14 protein-coding genes and 2 pseudogenes are annotated in these 17,123 nt (G+C 52.0%); 8 read left to right on the top strand and 8 right to left on the bottom strand.

Translation table 11 applies throughout. The features are described from left to right. The first annotated feature begins 1,302 nt into the window (after nucleotides 1-1,302). Nucleotides 1,303-2,682 (top strand): glycosyltransferase family 9 protein, encoded by a 1,380-nt coding sequence (locus tag HNO52_RS18080; protein WP_232090832.1) that lies wholly within the window; start codon nucleotides 1,303-1,305, stop codon nucleotides 2,680-2,682. Between the two features lie 25 nt (nucleotides 2,683-2,707). Here the strand turns inward: HNO52_RS18080 and HNO52_RS18085 are convergent, their stop codons facing one another. From HNO52_RS18085 to HNO52_RS18100, 4 genes are all read right to left on the bottom strand, one after another. Beyond that, nucleotides 2,708-3,445 carry a capsular polysaccharide synthesis protein gene (locus tag HNO52_RS18085; protein WP_197566603.1) on the bottom strand — a complete coding sequence of 246 codons (738 nt, stop codon included), beginning with the start codon at nucleotides 3,443-3,445 and terminating at the stop codon, nucleotides 2,708-2,710. Nucleotides 3,446-3,507: 62 nt separating this feature from the next. After that, nucleotides 3,508-4,632: a hypothetical protein gene (locus tag HNO52_RS18090; protein WP_197566604.1), complete on the bottom strand. Its 1,125-nt coding sequence runs from the start codon at nucleotides 4,630-4,632 to the stop codon at nucleotides 3,508-3,510. An 8-nt stretch (nucleotides 4,633-4,640) separates the two neighbouring features. Continuing rightward, a complete protein-coding gene (locus HNO52_RS18095; RefSeq protein WP_197566605.1) occupies nucleotides 4,641-5,504 on the bottom strand; it encodes a histidinol-phosphatase in 864 nt (287 codons plus the stop codon). Then, complete coding sequence (locus tag HNO52_RS18100; RefSeq protein ID WP_197566606.1) at nucleotides 5,501-6,529, bottom strand: radical SAM family protein; 1,029 nt, start codon at nucleotides 6,527-6,529, stop codon at nucleotides 5,501-5,503. The genes HNO52_RS18095 and HNO52_RS18100 overlap by 4 nt, the downstream gene beginning before the upstream one ends. A 1,762-nt stretch (nucleotides 6,530-8,291) precedes the next feature. On the opposite strand from HNO52_RS18100, the pseudogene HNO52_RS18105 reads away from it, so the two are divergent. Further along, a pseudogene (locus tag HNO52_RS18105) lies at nucleotides 8,292-8,576 on the top strand (IS3 family transposase); the annotation flags it as partial. Nucleotides 8,577-8,660: 84 nt separating this feature from the next. On the opposite strand, the gene HNO52_RS18110 reads toward HNO52_RS18105, so the two are convergent. Further along, on the bottom strand, nucleotides 8,661-9,029 hold the full coding sequence (locus HNO52_RS18110) for a histone-like nucleoid-structuring protein, MvaT/MvaU family (RefSeq protein ID WP_197566608.1): 369 nt from the start codon (nucleotides 9,027-9,029) through the stop codon (nucleotides 8,661-8,663). Between the two features lie 554 nt (nucleotides 9,030-9,583). Here HNO52_RS18110 and HNO52_RS18115 point away from each other — a divergent pair. Further along, nucleotides 9,584-10,636: an endonuclease/exonuclease/phosphatase family protein gene (locus HNO52_RS18115; RefSeq protein WP_197566609.1), complete on the top strand. Its 1,053-nt coding sequence runs from the start codon at nucleotides 9,584-9,586 to the stop codon at nucleotides 10,634-10,636. A gap of 24 nt (nucleotides 10,637-10,660) precedes the next feature. Here HNO52_RS18115 and HNO52_RS21280 read toward each other — a convergent pair. The 3 genes and pseudogenes from HNO52_RS21280 to HNO52_RS18130 all read right to left on the bottom strand — a co-directional run. Next, nucleotides 10,661-10,792: pseudogene (locus HNO52_RS21280) on the bottom strand (DUF4113 domain-containing protein); the annotation flags it as partial. A 206-nt stretch (nucleotides 10,793-10,998) separates the two neighbouring features. Beyond that, the gene (locus HNO52_RS18125; protein WP_197566610.1) at nucleotides 10,999-11,667 is read right to left on the bottom strand and encodes a DUF2441 domain-containing protein; all 669 of its coding nucleotides are present in this window, start codon (nucleotides 11,665-11,667) and stop codon (nucleotides 10,999-11,001) included. Between the two features lie 102 nt (nucleotides 11,668-11,769). Continuing rightward, complete coding sequence (locus HNO52_RS18130) at nucleotides 11,770-11,964, bottom strand: hypothetical protein (protein ID WP_197566611.1); 195 nt, start codon at nucleotides 11,962-11,964, stop codon at nucleotides 11,770-11,772. Between the two features lie 1,883 nt (nucleotides 11,965-13,847). Here HNO52_RS18130 and HNO52_RS18135 point away from each other — a divergent pair. The 5 genes from HNO52_RS18135 (at nucleotide 13,848) to HNO52_RS18155 (ending at nucleotide 16,869) form a co-directional block, all read left to right on the top strand. Further along, nucleotides 13,848-14,642, top strand: a complete 795-nt coding sequence (locus HNO52_RS18135) for a hypothetical protein (protein WP_197566612.1) — start codon at nucleotides 13,848-13,850, stop codon at nucleotides 14,640-14,642. 23 nt (nucleotides 14,643-14,665) lie between these two features. Next, nucleotides 14,666-15,061: a DUF6957 family protein gene (locus HNO52_RS18140; RefSeq protein WP_197566613.1), complete on the top strand. Its 396-nt coding sequence runs from the start codon at nucleotides 14,666-14,668 to the stop codon at nucleotides 15,059-15,061. A 595-nt stretch (nucleotides 15,062-15,656) separates the two neighbouring features. Continuing rightward, the gene (locus HNO52_RS18145) at nucleotides 15,657-15,929 is read left to right on the top strand and encodes a hypothetical protein (RefSeq protein ID WP_197566614.1); all 273 of its coding nucleotides are present in this window, start codon (nucleotides 15,657-15,659) and stop codon (nucleotides 15,927-15,929) included. Between the two features lie 164 nt (nucleotides 15,930-16,093). After that, the gene (locus HNO52_RS18150) at nucleotides 16,094-16,471 is read left to right on the top strand and encodes a hypothetical protein (protein ID WP_197566615.1); all 378 of its coding nucleotides are present in this window, start codon (nucleotides 16,094-16,096) and stop codon (nucleotides 16,469-16,471) included. A 14-nt stretch (nucleotides 16,472-16,485) separates the two neighbouring features. Next, nucleotides 16,486-16,869 carry a hypothetical protein gene (locus HNO52_RS18155; protein ID WP_197566616.1) on the top strand — a complete coding sequence of 128 codons (384 nt, stop codon included), beginning with the start codon at nucleotides 16,486-16,488 and terminating at the stop codon, nucleotides 16,867-16,869. Nucleotides 16,870-17,123: the final 254 nt, after the last annotated feature.

The raw sequence follows: 17,123 nt of genomic DNA on the forward strand, positions 1-17,123 counted from the left end.
TCTCCGGGTAATGATTGTGCAAAGTTCAACGCTTTTAAGACCCTTTCCTTCTTATTACCAAGGCTCAGATGGTGACCAGGCAGTGGATGTGCTGTAAGCATCGCACCAGGCAGGGCTCATGTAGTAAGAGCAGCGCAACCGGCGCAGCAGGATCTGTGAGAGATCGTGCCCAGCTATATCTACCCCAAGGTTATCTTACCCAACTGCTCAAATTACGGCTTCCAGTCCGCAGAATGCCACCGAGTAGCTTCACGTACAGGCGGGACCTGGTGCCGATGCGGTGTGGGCAATGCACCCGGCTGGTGAGGCGGGAGGCAGGCCAACATGCCACTCAGGGGAGACCTCCAGGACTGGGCTACGGATTCTCCCTACCCCGCTGCCCGATGTTCAAAATCCCAGCCTGGTTGGAGCGGGGTTGCTGAGGAACCGTGTTCGACTAGGCATGGATCGCTCACCACTTTCGGACTTTACTGTTCGACTAGGCACGGTCGCTCACCAATTACCGGAGAGCCCCCGCTCGACTAGGCATGCACGCTCACCACTTTGCGGATGTGCCGTCCAACTAGATATGATCGCTCACCACTTTGCGGGATATGCCGTACGACTAGGCATGGTCGCTCATCACTTTGCGGGATTTTGCCGTCTGACTAGGCATGACCGCTCACCACTTTGCGGGATTTGCCGTCCAACTAGGCATGATCGCTCACAACTTTGCGGGATGTGCCGTCCGACTAGGCATGGTCGCTCAACCTTTCTCAAGGCGCTCTTTCTTTCAGACCTCGTCAAGCGCATTGGTGAAGATCTACACAATGTGGAACCAGTCGAACGTCACGTGGGCGTTGGGAAAGCTATTCGCAACCCCTGCTCAGGAAAGCCTGAGACATCTCCCAGACTACCTCCACGTGTTGTCCGGGTTGCCTCCATGCTCCGCTAGGAAGGCGATGAACGTCTTGATGGCGGCCTTGTCATGTCTATAGTCATCGTGGAGGCCATAGCCTAGCTAGGAGAATTCCACGCCCAACGGCGAAGAGCCATATTTGAAGTCAGAAGTGCACATCCTTGGGCCTGAATCGAGCACCATCCACGATAGAGAGGCATAATAGACATTGGCTTCGGGGATGTGCAGAGCTATGCTTGCACCTAATGAGCAACCATCATGAATATTACAGTCGGTTATTTTATGTGTGCTAAACCAGTATGTTAAATCTACAAAAAACTTGGAAGGTAATCGCGCGCTTTTTGATTCGCTGCCTAGCGGATAGACATCAAGTATCTGCGGCTTCGAGTGGTCCCTTGCACATCGTGGTTCCCAGGTGGGACGCCAAGCTGGGTGATGCGATCGTTTCATCCTTCTTCTTTCGGGAGGCGCGCAAGCTGAATGCGCGGGTGACTGTACTGACGGTGCCGGAGCTTGCGGCACTACATTTGCAGGACTTTGGAGTTGACCGGGTCATAGTAACTGATGCGAATCCCGGCACCGCACAGCTCTTCAAGGTCGTGCGACAACTTGGCCGTGTGGATGTCGTAGTCCATCTGGTCGGAAGGATCCAGCCAGCAGAGATTCTATTTCTACGTTTTCTGAGACCGGCACGGGTCTATTCATTCGATGACGGCTTGCGGTGTGTCAACCGTAAGTTCGGTGCCGCAACGGCTGGCCTCAGTGTCCCCGAACGTTTCGAGCGAGTGCTCATGGACCTAGGCGTAAGTGAAGTCGAGCGGAAATACATCGTCCCCCGGCCTTCACAGATTTACTGCGCCTTTGATGCCCCGCAAATACTTGTAAACCCCTATGCGAGCCGTCCCGACAAGAGCTTAGATTTTACCAAAGCGGTGTTGTTATTACGCGTCATGGCTGACGCCTATCCAGAGAAATCGGTCGGGATAATGTACAGCCCCTCTTCCCGCACAGACGCGCAGTACCTAGAGGCTGAAGTCAAACGCAAAAATGTCAAAGCCCTTAAAAGTTTGACAACCCCTGGAGAAGCTGCTGGATACATAAGCTGTGCGCAGGCGGTGGTCAGTGTTGATACCGCCATCGTACACATGGCGGTCGGTTTGGAAACAAGGCTAGTAGCCATTTACCCAGCCATGGGAACTGAACACAATCCGTGGCTGCCACCGCCCTCGCCAAGAACCTCAGTGGTCTACAGTCAACAAGACGTACATCGGTATCACCGTACAGGAATGAAGGAAATGAACGAATTTCAAGTCGAGGAGATAATTGCGAGCTTAGACAGTCTGTTGGCGACCGATATCGACTCTGACGAATTGCTTTCGTTTCAAGCGCGAATCGTTCCTGGCTTGGGGGTGGCCTCCAGGACTCTGGCCCGTCAGCTCCCCCTTATTAGCCTGAATTTTCCTGAAGTCAAAGGCTGTCATCCCGGAACTGTCAATCTGGAACTTGACCGCCCCCTGATCGTAAACAAGCCTGATCACCGAACTGCCCCACTCGCTTGGACACAGAGTGGCCGAACAACCGAGGTTTTTGACCTAGTAAGAATTGGGTTGGAGTTCGACCACGTGGAAAAAATAATACCGGCATGGCTATATATCGCCCATGCCTCCCCTCATAGACAAACTCCGACCATACATGAGGTGATTGCTGGCCCCATGGATCTAGCCGACGTATCAAGCTGCCGTGTTCACCTCCGCGCAAGCGCAGTGGCTCCAACGGAGTGTTAAGGCCTTACGAAACTTGCCTTGGCCATCATTGTCCAAACCACTTGATTAGTCGGTCGGTCTCGTCAAGCCAATAAGAGAGTTCTGGCTCGATGTGGAGGAACAGCTTGGCTAGCAAGGTACCTTCGGAAAGAAACTCCGCAACAGGTACGACACGGCTGGTCGTACGTGTAAAGTACGTGTTGTAAAGCTTGATCATGGCCACATCAGTTACCAGAAAATCGGCGGGGTCTAAATCCAACCGACGCATCACATCACAACTGCTGAAGTTGTAGAGTGGGCGGTAGCCGGGGTCGACGATTGCTGGCGAGATCGGCACCAATTCCTCGCCACTTTGAGCCACAATCTCTTTGATCCCTCCCGGGTTTCCCCAAGAGTGCGGCCCACCAGCCAACCCGGCGGCCAGAGCCTTGGCAAGCAAGGGGTTGCCCGCCCGCGAAGCGAACATACATTCACTCAACCAATGCAGTTTGCTACTGAGCCCTGTTGGAAAAAGCAAGCTCGTCGGATCACGAAAGAAAACAGTATCAGCGTCTACCCAAACGCCACCATGCCTGTGGACAAAAGCCATGCGAATGAAGTCACTCTTGGCAATTATCGCCTCGATGCCCTCTGCCAGTGTGAAGGCTAGGGGCTCGAACCCCCAATCCTTGCCTAAGATATTCGAGTCGATGTATTCCGGTACTGTTTGAGGCGTCAACAAAAGAAAATTGTCGCCCAGGGCCCTCTTGATCGAAACAAGTGCCAAAGCTATATAGGGTGGCATCGACTGCCCCGGAGCCGTCTCCCAAAAGCTCACATAGCGTACTTTATTCCCTTTACAGCGGTTCAACACTGGACCGCCATTCCATCTGGGGTTAATAGGCCAGCGTCTGAGAGGTGCCTTTTGAGTATTGCCAGCGACGGCGCACACTCCGCCTGTCTCAGGAAATCGTTACCCAAAGCGGACTTGTACAGGTTCAGCCAATTCATAATGGGCACCCTAGGCAGGAACGCTTCGAACTCCTTCCTGTTGACTTCGGAAAATACCAGACGCAGCGTCCGCAGGATCGGCTGGTAATCCGCCTCGGACAAAAGCGCGGCCAAGTTACCATCGAGCCGGTTCTTAATGACCATCGTATTTAGGCGCTCCTCGATGGTAGCATCAACAAGCGCTACCCTCGGATCAATCGCTACTGGGTAGATTGCTTGGAACGACTTGGCACCGTTAAGCATGGACTCGTACAGCACCTTGTCAGCGGTCGATCCGGTCACCAGCACATCGTCGCCAAAGATCACATGCACACCGCTCCAGCGGTAGAAGTTCTCAGCGGGGATGACATGATCCTGAACTAGGTTGACGCGCTCGCGCTCCTCGGCACTCAGGCTGGCGTAGTTCTCGCATGGTGGCGCAATCCGCGGCAACTTGACATTAATAATCGTAGGCAACTCCATATGCGCAAGCTTGAGATTGACCTCCTCTACCACGATGCCATAAAGGACGTTCGCCGTGGATGGCACATTGCGCCAGCCGGTAGTCATCATCACCACATTATCATTGCAGGCCTTTGCGGTGTGGAACAGTCGCGCCCAATGCGATTCAGGCGCGTCAAGTTGTGCGCATATATGCTCTATCAGCAACCATGCCAAGTAGCGTATATCCCTCATGCTCCCATACTTAGCGCGGCTATAGGTTGCTACCAAGGCCGAGGCGTCGGAGTCACTGCCCATATTCCGGAACGAGCCCAAACCGTCAGGCGACAGATAGTTCAAGGCGCTCCCACCGAAAATAGAGACATACTCGGGCATGTTTATCAGGTCGCGCTTGAGCAGGTCGGCTGCGAATGCTCGTAAACCCAGCTTCACGTCCTCGGGACGAGTCTGCATCCGAGCTTGGTGAAACCCGGCCAACTGGACATCGGCCGGTGCTGCTGCGGTTTCACTCCAGTGGGTCGCGAGCAAGTTGTCAGACATTTCGATGTTCACTGTAGAATAATTTTTTGGTTGCTTTGACCTACCGCCAGAGCGGCCGGCTCGTCCAAGGGCACGTCTATTCTGCGGCGGCATTCAAAGTAGCTGATACTCTGCAAGCCAAGAGGTAGCAGAGCATTGAGCATATCCCTGATTCCTGCGCCAGCATCACAAGGGTCGTGAGCATCAGAGCCAACGGTGAAAGCTGCGTTGTGTGTAATCAATTGCGGCAACAGTGCGCGAGACGGATAGGACCACACCCCATGTATCTCGTGCCCCGACTCAAGATCCAGGCTCGATTTGCGAATGCCCGAAGCATTCAACTCATAAGCGATGCCATTGCGGGCGAAGAGCGGAAGTAACGGCTCAAGACGACGCAAGACTACTTCTTCGGAAACGCCACGCAGCAAGGTGTCTGCGTGACCCACAGCATCGAACAAGCCACTTTCCAGCAGTGCCTCTAGATTCGCGAAGTAACGATCAAGGAACGCTTGTCCAGCCAGGCGTGGTAGCTCCCATACCTTCACCATTCTATTGCCGGGCACCTCGACGTAATGGATTGAGCCGATGGCGAAGTCCAACTCGTAGCGAGCCATAAGGTCATGATTGTAGGATTCGGAACCCGGCATATAATCGAACTCCAAACCTCGCAGTATTTTGATCTGCCCTTGATATTCCTGCTGCGCTCGATCAATATCGGCGAAGTAGTAGTCGAGTTCAGCCTCCAAAAGGCGGTTGTCCGAGTCCACAGCGAAAGGCGCGTGATCGGTAATGGTTAAAACCTTCACACCCGCAGCTATTGACGCGCGAACTAGTTCGTCGACAGAACCGGTCGCATGCTTCGAATAAAAAGTGTGGCTATGAGAATCAATCATGCGGGCACCAATTTCTCAAGCAGGCCGTCGTGAATCGCCAGTTCTTTGACTAGCCAATAGGGGTTGTTTGCCTTCGCCACGATAGACTGTACGAGTTCCACGTTGTCGATCAGAGCCAGCAGGTCGGTCAACGGCTGACTATAAAGCGCTCTCACCAACGGCGTTTCCCTTACATGGGAGGCTAAGTATTTCCAACGAACGGTATCGAAGTGAATATTTCCCAGTCGCTGGTTCTCAACCCCGTACAGGTAGACATCTCCGTTGGGCTTTATTGTTAAATCCATTCCGTTAGCTAGCGGCGGCTTATTCAAGCTGCCAAAGGTGAATCGTTTGTTGACCTTGTTCTCGGTGGCCTCGATATAGTCATACAGATCCAAGTATCCATCAGGCGTACTCGGTGCAGGGTGTACAAGGTTCTTGTAATCAATTCTAAAGCTGTCTTCACCAACTATTAATATATCCTCAAGGGTATCCCGCGGCTCTATGATGGCGAGTATTCCCCAACTTGCCAGCTCGGAGGCTAAGTAATTCCGTGTAAAATCACGGTCAGTATCGATGGAGCGGAACGAAAAGCTCAGCCCAGCTGGGCGAAATTCTCGCAGGAAATTTAAGCTGAATCCGTGAGCCCGCCATTTCACTTGCTTGATGTGATGGCTATCTGTGCTCAGGCGAATATTGCAAGTGTCCCCGTTATCAAGCACGATCTGGTTTGTTGTTTTGTAGAACTCGGCCATCTTGTCATGAGGGAGGAATCCACTAGTAATAAATTCGAAGCTGTTCCCACCACTAGAAAGCCTGAGAATTTCGTGAAATACCTTTACGTTATTGAGCGGCTCGCCTTCCCCACTAACAGAGATCCGCTTCACATCGGACCCATTGATCAGGGCAGACAAGTTTTCCTGTGCTAGCGTCGACAGTGTCATGCTCTCGCCCGCCTTATGCTTGTCAGCATACATGCAGAATGCGCAGCCCACACCGCAGACCTGGGTAATATCGATGTAAAGTAGATGCCCTTGGAGATCCATGCTTACTTTCCCTTAAAGAGTCTCATCACCACTTTTCGAGGCGATATTTTTAAATTTTCTCCGCAGATAAGTCTCTTAGCCTGCGGAGAGACACCCCACTGTATTGCCGTCTTATCCAATATAGAAGGCTATTCTATAAATCATAAGCCTGGATAGGCCGCACATGCGATTATAGTATAGCGCTGAAATAATTATGACGCTGACGTTTAGGGCTTTCGTGTCGTGTCTAACTATCGGCAAATATAAATTATTCTTTAACTCTTTTTCCTGAGTTCAAGCAATATGCGCGACACCTGACTTCATTCAACACCGATAAGCGCACCTTGCACCCTTGCCGACACGTCCGCTTTGGGGTCGTTAAGAGCCATTCATATGATACGCCGGGCTTGAACGCTTCCCCTTAATGTGAACAGGCACGCTACCGCTAGGGAACCCTGACGCGAGCTGCGCCTCCCTTCCATGGAGGCCTGAGGTGTCGCCATTTAGAGACGCGACAGCATCAGGCAGATACATACTTTCACACTACAGACTAATCAAACTTTTCTCGATTAGCGAATGGTGGACTTGAGGCGCGTCAGTGAAATGCTCGGTTGATGGGGGCGTCGAGATCGCGGATGAGGTTCAGGAGAGATGGGGGATGTGCGCATGGATGGCAAAACCAGTGCCACACAAGGATGGGAGGGGCCGAGCTGGGCTTGCATAGGCCAGGGCTGCCTAGGCGGAAAGAGACAGCCCCGGGGTAAGTGCAGCGTCTACACTACGAGTGATCTTGTCGGCTGTCAGCGCCCTCACATGGCGCCGCTAGTGGTGAGTGACTGTGCCCAGTTCTTTCTTCCGTGACCCTACTACTGGCACGTTCGGCTAGCAGATGAGGCTTGGGGTGCCGTCAGCTAGGCATAATAACTCACCACAATAACCTCGGCAGCGCCCTACTCGGTACGTGGGGTCCCTCAGCTAGGCACGATGGTTCACCACTACGGCCTCGGCAGCGCCCTACTCGGCACGATCACTCACCGGTAGAGGAGGCATGGGCGTCCCTCAGCTAGGCACGGTGGCTCACCACAACGGCCTCGGCAGCGCCCTACTCGGCACGATCACTCACGGGAGAGTCCTGGCAAGAGTCAGCTAGGCACAATGGCTCGCCACTACGGCCTCGGCAGCGCCCTACTCGGCACGATCACTCACCGGTAGAGGAGGCATGGGCGTCCCTTAGCTAGGCACGATGGCTCACCACAACGGCCTCGGCAGCGCCCTACTCGGTACGATCACTCACCGGTAGAGCCCTGGAAGAGTCAGCTAGGCACAATAGCTCACCAATACGGCCTCGGCAGCGCCCTACACGGCACAATCTCTCACCGGTAGAGCCCTGGCGACAGTCAGCTAGGAACAACGGCTCATCCAAACGGCCTCGATAGCTATGATCTCGACAAGTGGATTCTCTTACCCCATGACCCTCTTTTCCGCTGCCAGATACCACGGCGTACCTTTATGCGCAGATGAGACCTGAGGCAATGTTGTGTACGCAACGCCCCCGGTTGGTGAGGGGTAAAAACGGGCCATCGAGCCTCACTGGGAGTTCCAAAGTGTATAGAGCCGTGGATTCTCCCTACCCCACGGACTTTTTTCGCTCACGGTGAGTGATCGTGCCTAGCTGACCGCCCGTTAGGTGCGTCCTTCGCTCGGGAGCTGTACTGTGTGCTGCGCAACCGCTTTCGGGAGATCCATCAGGCACTAATCGCCACTTAACATTTAGAAGGGCGTCCAAGGATGGCATTATCAACATCCCAGCTATCGCCGTCTGGTGGTGGAGAATCGGATACTCCGTAGCCTTTCGGGCAAGCGCAACTGCTTAGATAATGCTGCGATAAAGAGATTCTTCGGCACCCTGAAGGCGGAGTACTCCTATCTGAATCGGTTCGACACCGTTGAGATGTTGCAGCAAGGCATTGCCGACTACATTCACTATTACAACCCTCACCGGACCAAGCAGAAACTAAAAGGCCTGAGCCCCGTACAGTACAGGACTCAGGCCTTGAGCGCCGGCTGAATGAAACGTCCAACTACTGAGGTTCAGTTCATGAGGGTATATGGGGCTTCTTGATCGAGCTTCGGCACCTATCGCCGTGCAAAATCAGTCCTCGGTGCGGACCAGCCAGGACTCGACGGTTTCGTCACCATGCTCGTCCTTCCAGGCCTTGAGGGTCTTCTGGTTACCACCACGGGTCTCGACAACCTCCCCGGTGTTGGGATTCTCATAGATTTTCAGCTTGCGCTTGCGGCGCTGTGCGGTCGGCTGAGAAGCTGGTGATACACTGGCTGGATCCAAAATCCCCAGAACATCACTGGAACTCTTATCGTACTCTTTCATCAACGCTTCGAGTTGATTCTTGAACTCAATCTCCGCTTTTAGACGGGGATCAGATTTCATTTTCTCTAACTGCTCAGCGATTTGCTGCATTTGCCGTTCTTGCTGCGCGTACTGTTGCAAAAGGTTCGACATAGCCTGGGTCTCTAAAGGATTAATTAACGTATCAAATGATAACCAAAGGTTAATTTAAAATCAATAGTATTTTTACTTCGATGTCCTTGGGCTAATGGCAAACACGGAATGGGAACTCAGATTTAGTCATGGTCGCACTAAGCTGCCAAGCCAAGAATATCGCGGGAAGAAGCCGTACTATGAGTGGCGTGAGAACCGGGAGCCATTCTGGCTGGCCGCTATCAAGGCCGAGCATGACGATTGCGACTCTATTCTGTGAGATTCTCACTGAGCCAGCGCGGGGGGTGGCCAGGGAGATCCAACCGTGCATCCCATTGATCCTGGCAATAAGAGCGCAGGATCCTGGCTTGTCCCACACCTAACCCACCGAGGGGCACTGCCCCATGACGTCCTCCACCTATGCGCTGTACAGACTTTCCGTTGGGCGGTGAGCAAACGGGTATACACACCCACCGAGAACGATCCAGGACTGATCGAGCCTATCCCCACCGATCAGAATTGATCTTTCTTCTCCAAGCCGCAACCATGCTTAATCACGTGCAGGGAGCATCGGCATGATCATTCGTCTATTCGTGGCCTGGCTAGCCATGACCCCATTGCTCGCCTTGGGAGACATCGTCATTGGCAGCTGGAACATCCAGCATCTCGGCTGGGACAACAACAAGCGCTTCGACAAGGTCGCCCATGTCGCCAGCCATTTCGACTTCCTTGCCATTCAGGAACTGATGAATGAAGCAGCCTTGGAGCGCCTAAAGCAGGAAGTCGAGGAGATAACCGGGGAATCCTGGTCCTCCATGGCGAGTCATGCGCTCGGCCGCTCAACCTACCGCGAGCACTATGCGTTTCTGTGGCGGGACAGTGCCGTAGAGTACGACAGCGGCGCCGTGATCTTCATCGATCACCGCGATATGTTTGCCAGGGAACCCTATTCCGCCAAGTTCCGCAGTCTTCGGACCGGTCAGGAATTTGCAGCGGCCACCGTGCATATCACTTACGGTCGTCGCATCGGGGACCGCTTGCCCGAGATCGAGGCCCTTGCCGACTACTGGCAATGGCTTGATAAGGTCTACCCCGATACCCCTCGTCTGATTCTAGGAGACTTTAATCTACGCCCAGAGCACCCTGGCTGGGAACCGGTGCGAGAGCTTGGGGTGATCCCGGCCATCACCCAGAGAGCCACTACGCTGGGACTGGCCGATGGGCGCTATGCCAACCTTTACGACAACATCTGGAAGATTTCTGGCAGCCTTGATGTGACCGAGCGAGGAATCGTGCGCTTCCCCGAACTTTTCGGCATCGGCCACGAGCGAGCACGCGATGTCGTCTCCGACCATGCACCAGTCTACCTGACGCTGGGCAGCGCCACGCTGGAGCTGACGGCCTTTGATGGCAGCCTCCATGACCTGGCTGAGGCCAGCGTGTTATGCATCGACATCAATGCGACCGAAGCCGACCTGCTGACGGACCTTCCCCATGTGGGGCCGGCTCGTGCCGAGGCTATAGAGGCAGGACGCCCTTGGCAGTCTCTTCAGGACCTCTCTCGCATTCGCGGGATCAGTCCTGGAAGGGTCGACGAGATCCAGGCCAGCGGACTGCTCTGCAATTGAACACTTCTCAACGACACTCGGCAACTCGTCCCAGTGCGTTGTCCAGCGAGGTGTGCGGTTAGCGCAGCGAAGATGCCAGGCGGCACCGGGCGAGGGGCGCCCGAACGTCACGGTCCCGCGTCCCATCCTGCCGTTGATGTTGTCCAGGGTCGCCATCAGGCGGTCGTTACGTTCACGGTCGGCTCGGCTCTCTGGTGTATCCAGCAGGGAGAGCTGCGTCCTCTAACAGCCAAGACTGAAATTCAGCATACGGCCAAAAGCGGTCTTTCAGACCGCCCTCATATAACGATTAAGCTAACGGGCAGGAAAAAGCGCAGCTATTGTCTGTCCAGCGAACGAAGTAAGCGGCGTTGAGCGCATTGTTAGCCGTCAGCACGATTGCCGCCCCGATATTGGTTCCAGAATGCAAGAGCGGATCTATCTACTTCGGGGAAGTTTTCCCAGTCAGGAAAATACAGGCAGCTATTTGCAAGTACCTCTAATCTCGATTGGTCTTCTTCTTTTGATGGGTGAAATGGTTGCCAGTACTTCTCTGCTAATCCCACATTTTCTGAGTCTGTAACTAGTTTTTCGTATAGAGCAACGTCCGCATGATGAAAGGTTCCACCGCTGCGGACTATATAGCAGCGTTCCAGTGAGCGGTTATGCCAATTCCAGTCTACTGCTCTGGCTTCAGCTGTGGGTTTGTCATAATTTAAATAGTGGCAGCGAAGCCGTGATGGTAGATTTGGATATTTTGCTTGCCGTATTTCTTCAAGAAGGTTCTCTGCCTTCAAAGCTGCGCCCGATTTCATCGAAGCTGGCGCAATACCGTCTAGCAAATCTTCTTGAGCGAGCACAAGGCCATTAGACATTTTTGCATTGTGCAGCATGAGCCCGAAACTAAGAGGGCCAACATTTCCGTCAGTTGGTACGTAACCTGTTCGAAAAGGGCAGAGTATCCAATATTCATGATTCCATAGCTCATGATGGCTTTCGTCATCACACTTTAGGATGAACTCTGAAAGGTCAGCAGAAACCACTTTTGCCATATGTTGTTGTGCCTCTAACTTTGGCGGCTAACGTTGCCAGCACGCGCCGTGTCAGCGGTCGCCGTGCCTGGCATGGTTATGGCGGGCGAATGGGCCCGACCACTATTCACACTTGATGCTTTTAAGAATCCACAAAGACATTGCTTCATCCGGGCGAAACTTACCCTTATTCTGCTCTTGCGCCCAATCAATCGATTGGCAAGATGTGTAATGATCTGGAGCACCGGCCATTTCCCAGAATCCATTTGCAAAAATCCAAATGCAAAACACCGCTACGCCGATAGATATTTTTTTCAAACCCTATTTCTCCTTTGAATCTAGCGCTCCAGACTGCGCCTTAAAAATGGAAGTCTTATTATAGTCGAATGCAAACCATAACTTTTGAACCCCAATGAACGAGCCTCCTGCATTTTTCGGCATGTCGGCTTTGAGTCGTTAAGGGCCATTCATATGATATGCCGGGCTTGAACGCTTCCCCTTAATGTGACCAGGAACGCTACCGCTAGGGAACCCTGACGCAAGCTGCGCCTCCCTTCCATGGAGGCCCGATATGTCGCCATTTAGAGACACGACAGCATCAGGCAGATACATACTTTCACACTACAGACTAATCAAATTTTCTTCGAGTAGCGAATGGTGGTCTTGAAACGTGCCCGTGAAATGCGCTGTTGATGAGGTCGCTGGGATGGGGGCTGAGGTGATGGAGGGATTTGGGATGGATAGCGAATCCAACACAAGACGAGGTTGGGCGGTATCGAGATAAGCTGGCATGGACCAGGGCTACCTCGCCGGAAGGGACAGTCTCTGGGTACGGCCCGCACCACAAGAGAGCTTGTCGACTATCAGCGTCCTCACATGACGCCGGCTAATGGTGAGTGATAACTGTGCCCAGCTCGACACAATCGCTCACCACAACGGCTTCGGCAGCTACCTACTCGGCACGATCACTCACCGGAAGAGGCATTGGCGTCCCGCAGCTAGGCACAATGTCTCACTACTACGGCCTCGGCAGCTACCTACTCGGCACGTTCACTCAACGGAAGAGGCATGGCGTCCCGCAGCTAGGCACAATGGCTCACCACTGCGGCCTCAGCAGCTACCTACTCGGCACGATCACTCACCGGTAGAGCCCTGGCGGCCCTCAGCTAGGCACAATCACACGTCACAACGGCTTCGGCAGCTCCTTACTCGACACGATCACTCACCGTTAGAGCCTTGGCAGCCCTCAGCTCAGCACAATGGCTCACCACTGCGGCCTTGGCTGCTACCTATTCGGCGCGATCACTCTCCGGTAGAGCCATGGCGGCCCTCAGCTAGGCACAATCACTCGTCACAAAGGCTTTGGCAGCTTCTAACTCGGCACGATCACTTACCGTTAGAGCCCTGGCGGCCCTCAGCTAAGCACAAAGGCTCATCACTACGGCCTCGTCAGCTCTGATCTCGAGCAGTGCATTCTCCCTACCCCAAGCCTTTTTCTCTTCCGGTAAATGATCGTGCCGAGTTCACCGCCCTTCAGCTGCATTCAAACGTGCCACCAGGCTCGGGAATAGCGGCCTGCCTCCGAATGTGGTGTGCGCAACGCACCCCGGTTGGGGAGGCGAGTGGTGAGCCATCGTGCCTAGCTGGCCGTTCAGCACGACTGACAGTGGGCCAGAGGTAGGGCATAGGTCACTGTCGTAAAATCACTTTGCCGCCCAGTGCCCTGACTGGCCTCAGCAGGACGCTCAATTGATTACGCTTTCTTTGCCTATTAAAGTTTCGTGCTAAATTGGTTATGGCTACAGCATCAGAACACAATGCATGCCGGCATACCCACATAAAACCTTAGCTTTTACTGGCGGCTTATACTGCACTGGTTATCTATTCAATTATGGATGGGTATACTATGTTTTTCTACGCTTGCCATGGTGTTCTTTGATCTTGCCGCTATTTAATTTACCGCATAATAAAAAAAAGTTAGATCCAGTGTTTACTTCCTCCTACCTTGTGCTAAATTTGACGAATACCCTTTATGCTAAACAGGTTTCAACATGCATATAAAACTGATGCTCTGAAAGGCTCAGGCGAAAAGCTACTGACCTAATCGACTTGGTTTAACCAAGATAGACGCTGGTCTCTGCCTTCACGAAGTACGCCATATAGCGTGCCTTATAGCTATCATCTCCTAGAGAGGTAGTGCTATGAATGACTCCGATGATGAAATGCGACAGCGGGAGCAGGACCGGGCTTCCGGCAAGCTGACTGACGATACGACCAAACGCAGCCGGGTGCGGAACGGGGAGAGTGGTGATGGCCGCATCGAAGGCAGGGTTCCCTTCGGTCGTGTGTGGGACTTACAGCTTGAAGGCAAAATTCGTCAGAGAATCCAGGAGGCTCCCCTCCTCTCGATCATTAAGCTAACTGACCAGCCTGAGTACAAAGACGCGCGTATTGCCCTAGAGGAGGTTTTCGACTGGCTTATCCGCGACGGCACACTTTCTCAGTACCGCCACAACTGGTTCTACCGCCCCAAGGTTGGGATACTGGGACCGCGATCTCCTTCTCAAGGCGAGATCCTCAGGGCTCTCATGTTCGCTGCGGGACAGCGTGTTGCGTACATCACCGGCCCTGCTCTCTACAATCAACTTGGGCTCACCACCCAGATGCCAAGTGTAGTCACCTTGGCCACTATGCAGCCAATAGAAAAGGAGCGGCTGTACTTGGGAGGCCTTCGTATCAAGCTGATACCAGCGCGCTTCGACTTCCATGAAGAAGATATACCTGCTCTAGAGATCCTCGATGCTCTCACGGCGCTGGCGAAGGATCCCAGCCTTGGCTCGCTCGATGCTTACTCTATCCTGGAGAACCCTTTGAATCATATCCGTAAGCTTGTAGATAAGCAGCCTGCGGGGCTAAAGGATCGGCTTGTGATACTAGCAGAAACGTACTCGGCAGAAACCAGAAATGCTTTTGCAGAAATGCAATTGTCAAAATGAAGCAAACCCACAAAGGAATGATCATGAAACAATCAAAAACTATTACTGCCCTCACCGCATGGGAGTCTACAGCCGAAAGCCACCATGATACAGCTTGTATTGTCGAGGGCTGGGAACTTGTCACAATCGAGCTAGATGATCACGTAAGCAAACATCTACTAGGTACCATTGTAAGCGACTACAAGCATCGCTGGAAAGCTGGAGACTACGTGTTTACTAGCCCGATACAAGAATTATGCTTGGATACGGGGCTCGTCAAAACATTAAACACAGTCTATTGCCTGTCTGGAGATGGCGAAGAAGTTTTCCCTACGCTAGAAGAAGCATACTCTATGAGAATTACGGGCCAACCGCTGAGGATGATTCGTGATATTGAGTCATTAGGCATAAAGTTTGTTGGTGGAATAAACGATGATTGAGCAAGACGAAAGTGTTAGGTGCATCGATGTATGTCGCGACCCTGCTATCGAGTACGGTACTTTGGAAGCGAAATGGGGTGCTGGCTCGTCACATACTGGTAAAATGTACCGCCTGGTTATGTGTGAAACCTGCTTTTTTCAGCCTTGAGTGATCTACATCGCTGTCGCTTCGCACAAGACATGTTTAATGATGAGGCCAAGACTCCCTCTCGTGAGAAATTTGGTAGGCTCGAATAATAACCTTTGTCGCCATGAAATAAAGCGGTATACGCTGATGCGACAAGCAATACAACAAGACATGACTTCATTTTCTCTTATTAAGCCAATATGCAGCCAAGCATATAACAAAACCGAATATCAACAAAGGTGAAGAAAGAAGGATCATTTCGAGATACTCATTCATAGCCTCTTTACCTCTTTGGTGAGCTATATTGAATACTAGCACTGAATTCTGCGATTTTGAAACATATAAATTTTATACTTAATCTCATTTGTGATAGTCTACAACTCCAGCAGTAGCTGCGTGAGCGCTGATTTAAATTCGCAATGACTGATATAAATCGTTCCCTCTTTCCTGAGAGGGATTCTACTTGTTATGATTGGGAATCTTCTTCCGAGTGAGACTTATGTTGTGGATTTTCGAGACTCCCGCATTGGTGTGCGCAACGCTTCTCTTATGCTGGGCGTGACAGTGACACAGCTGCGTGAAGCAATCTTGGGCGAGAAAAAGATCCGCGGCGTCACCCCGCCAAAGCCGATATATAAAGGAGGCCAACGCCGTTCAGAGATGATCTTCAAAGCCGGTGACGTCATGGACTGCGCTGAAGCTATCAAGCTCGCAGAAGCAGACGGTGAAACCAAATTGTGATCCATTCAGCACTTGGGAGGAGCGTCGAGCCACTGACGCTACGAGTGGCCATAGGCGAGTTAGGGTGCGACAGAAGAGACGATGCTGGCCATGGATTCTTTCCAGAGCATGCCAAATTATTAACGTGTTAGACTAACCGCATCAAAACCACAGAGAGTTAAATCATGTCGGATATACAAGCTTTCGAAGAAGCCCTGCTTTCCCATCGAAGCGATTTCATCGTGAAGCACAACCGCGAAGTTGACAAAGCAAAAGAGCAATTCGGCGCCCGCCAGGTCTCTCAGAAAAAGCTTTCTCCCCTCCCCCATCAGGCCAACTTCTCTACGCGCCAGAAGCCGACTGAGACAAAGGGCGTTGCTTACAAAACGGGATACATCATCAGACTAGTGGTTAGAAAAAAGAAAGTAAGCATGCTTGACGAAATATTTGAGTTCGAGTCATCTAAAATTTCTGAGCTGGAAGCCAGATTGGACGCAGAGAAGGCTGCAAAGGCAGCAGGCTATCCAATTATCGCTTATACTCAGTCTATTACGAAATTGTAGACTCGGAGCATGGCATGGACGATAAGAAAAGAACTCTAGGTGAGGCAATTAACAATATCAAGATTGAAGCCTCTGGAATCTCAATCACTCTGTCTCATGCTGTCTCTCGGTTAAACGAACTAAATAACGAACTGAACCGCCTCCAAGCAATGTTTGAAGGCGTTGAGCACCAGGAAGATCTACTAAGTCAGCTCGATCCCGAAGAGGCGTTATACGCAGCGCTATACAAGAAAACAAATGATCATTATGACCTATACCAGCCTACGCTAGCGGCAATCGTGAGAGACTGTGTTAAGAACAATGGCATGATTCCTGAGTCGCCACAAAAAAAGCAAGCTGAATACCAATGCGCAGGTATTATTTACTTCATAGAGGACGCATACAAGAATTTAAAGTAACTTGTAAAACAACCCGGCGTCATATTTTGCTAGTTTTGTTGTTCCTTTATCATCACAGCAACCGAGTTTTAACATCATCTCAATTAACATCCTTTTTCTTAAGCACTCACCTCAACAGCAGACACCCATGACATTTACGATCCCCGAGGAGCCATGGTTTAACAAGAAAAGAAATAATAAAATTTAGCTAAACCTAACCAGACGCATCTTCCTTAACACTTCATGCCAAATGGTTACAATTTGCTTCATTCATA

Origin of the sequence: Halomonas sp. MCCC 1A13316 (assembly GCF_014931605.1) — a bacterium.
In the GTDB taxonomy this organism is placed as follows: Bacteria; Pseudomonadota; Gammaproteobacteria; order Pseudomonadales; family Halomonadaceae; genus Halomonas.

Bases quoted from the DNA above. Each gene is read 5' to 3' on its own strand.
- HNO52_RS18085 (WP_197566603.1), bottom strand. From the start codon at position 3,445: ATGCCACCCTATATAGCTTTGGCACTTGTTTCGATCAAGAGGGCCCTG.
- HNO52_RS18090 (WP_197566604.1), bottom strand. From the start codon at position 4,632: ATGTCTGACAACTTGCTCGCGACCCACTGGAGTGAAACCGCAGCAGCA.
- HNO52_RS18095 (WP_197566605.1), bottom strand. From the start codon at position 5,504: ATGATTGATTCTCATAGCCACACTTTTTATTCGAAGCATGCGACCGGT.
- HNO52_RS18100 (WP_197566606.1), bottom strand. From the start codon at position 6,529: ATGGATCTCCAAGGGCATCTACTTTACATCGATATTACCCAGGTCTGC.
- HNO52_RS18110 (WP_197566608.1), bottom strand. From the start codon at position 9,029: ATGTCGAACCTTTTGCAACAGTACGCGCAGCAAGAACGGCAAATGCAG.
- HNO52_RS18115 (WP_197566609.1), top strand. From the start codon at position 9,584: ATGATCATTCGTCTATTCGTGGCCTGGCTAGCCATGACCCCATTGCTC.
- HNO52_RS18125 (WP_197566610.1), bottom strand. From the start codon at position 11,667: ATGGCAAAAGTGGTTTCTGCTGACCTTTCAGAGTTCATCCTAAAGTGT.
- HNO52_RS18135 (WP_197566612.1), top strand. From the start codon at position 13,848: ATGAATGACTCCGATGATGAAATGCGACAGCGGGAGCAGGACCGGGCT.
- HNO52_RS18140 (WP_197566613.1), top strand. From the start codon at position 14,666: ATGAAACAATCAAAAACTATTACTGCCCTCACCGCATGGGAGTCTACA.
- HNO52_RS18145 (WP_197566614.1), top strand. From the start codon at position 15,657: ATGATTGGGAATCTTCTTCCGAGTGAGACTTATGTTGTGGATTTTCGA.
- HNO52_RS18150 (WP_197566615.1), top strand. From the start codon at position 16,094: ATGTCGGATATACAAGCTTTCGAAGAAGCCCTGCTTTCCCATCGAAGC.
- HNO52_RS18155 (WP_197566616.1), top strand. From the start codon at position 16,486: ATGGACGATAAGAAAAGAACTCTAGGTGAGGCAATTAACAATATCAAG.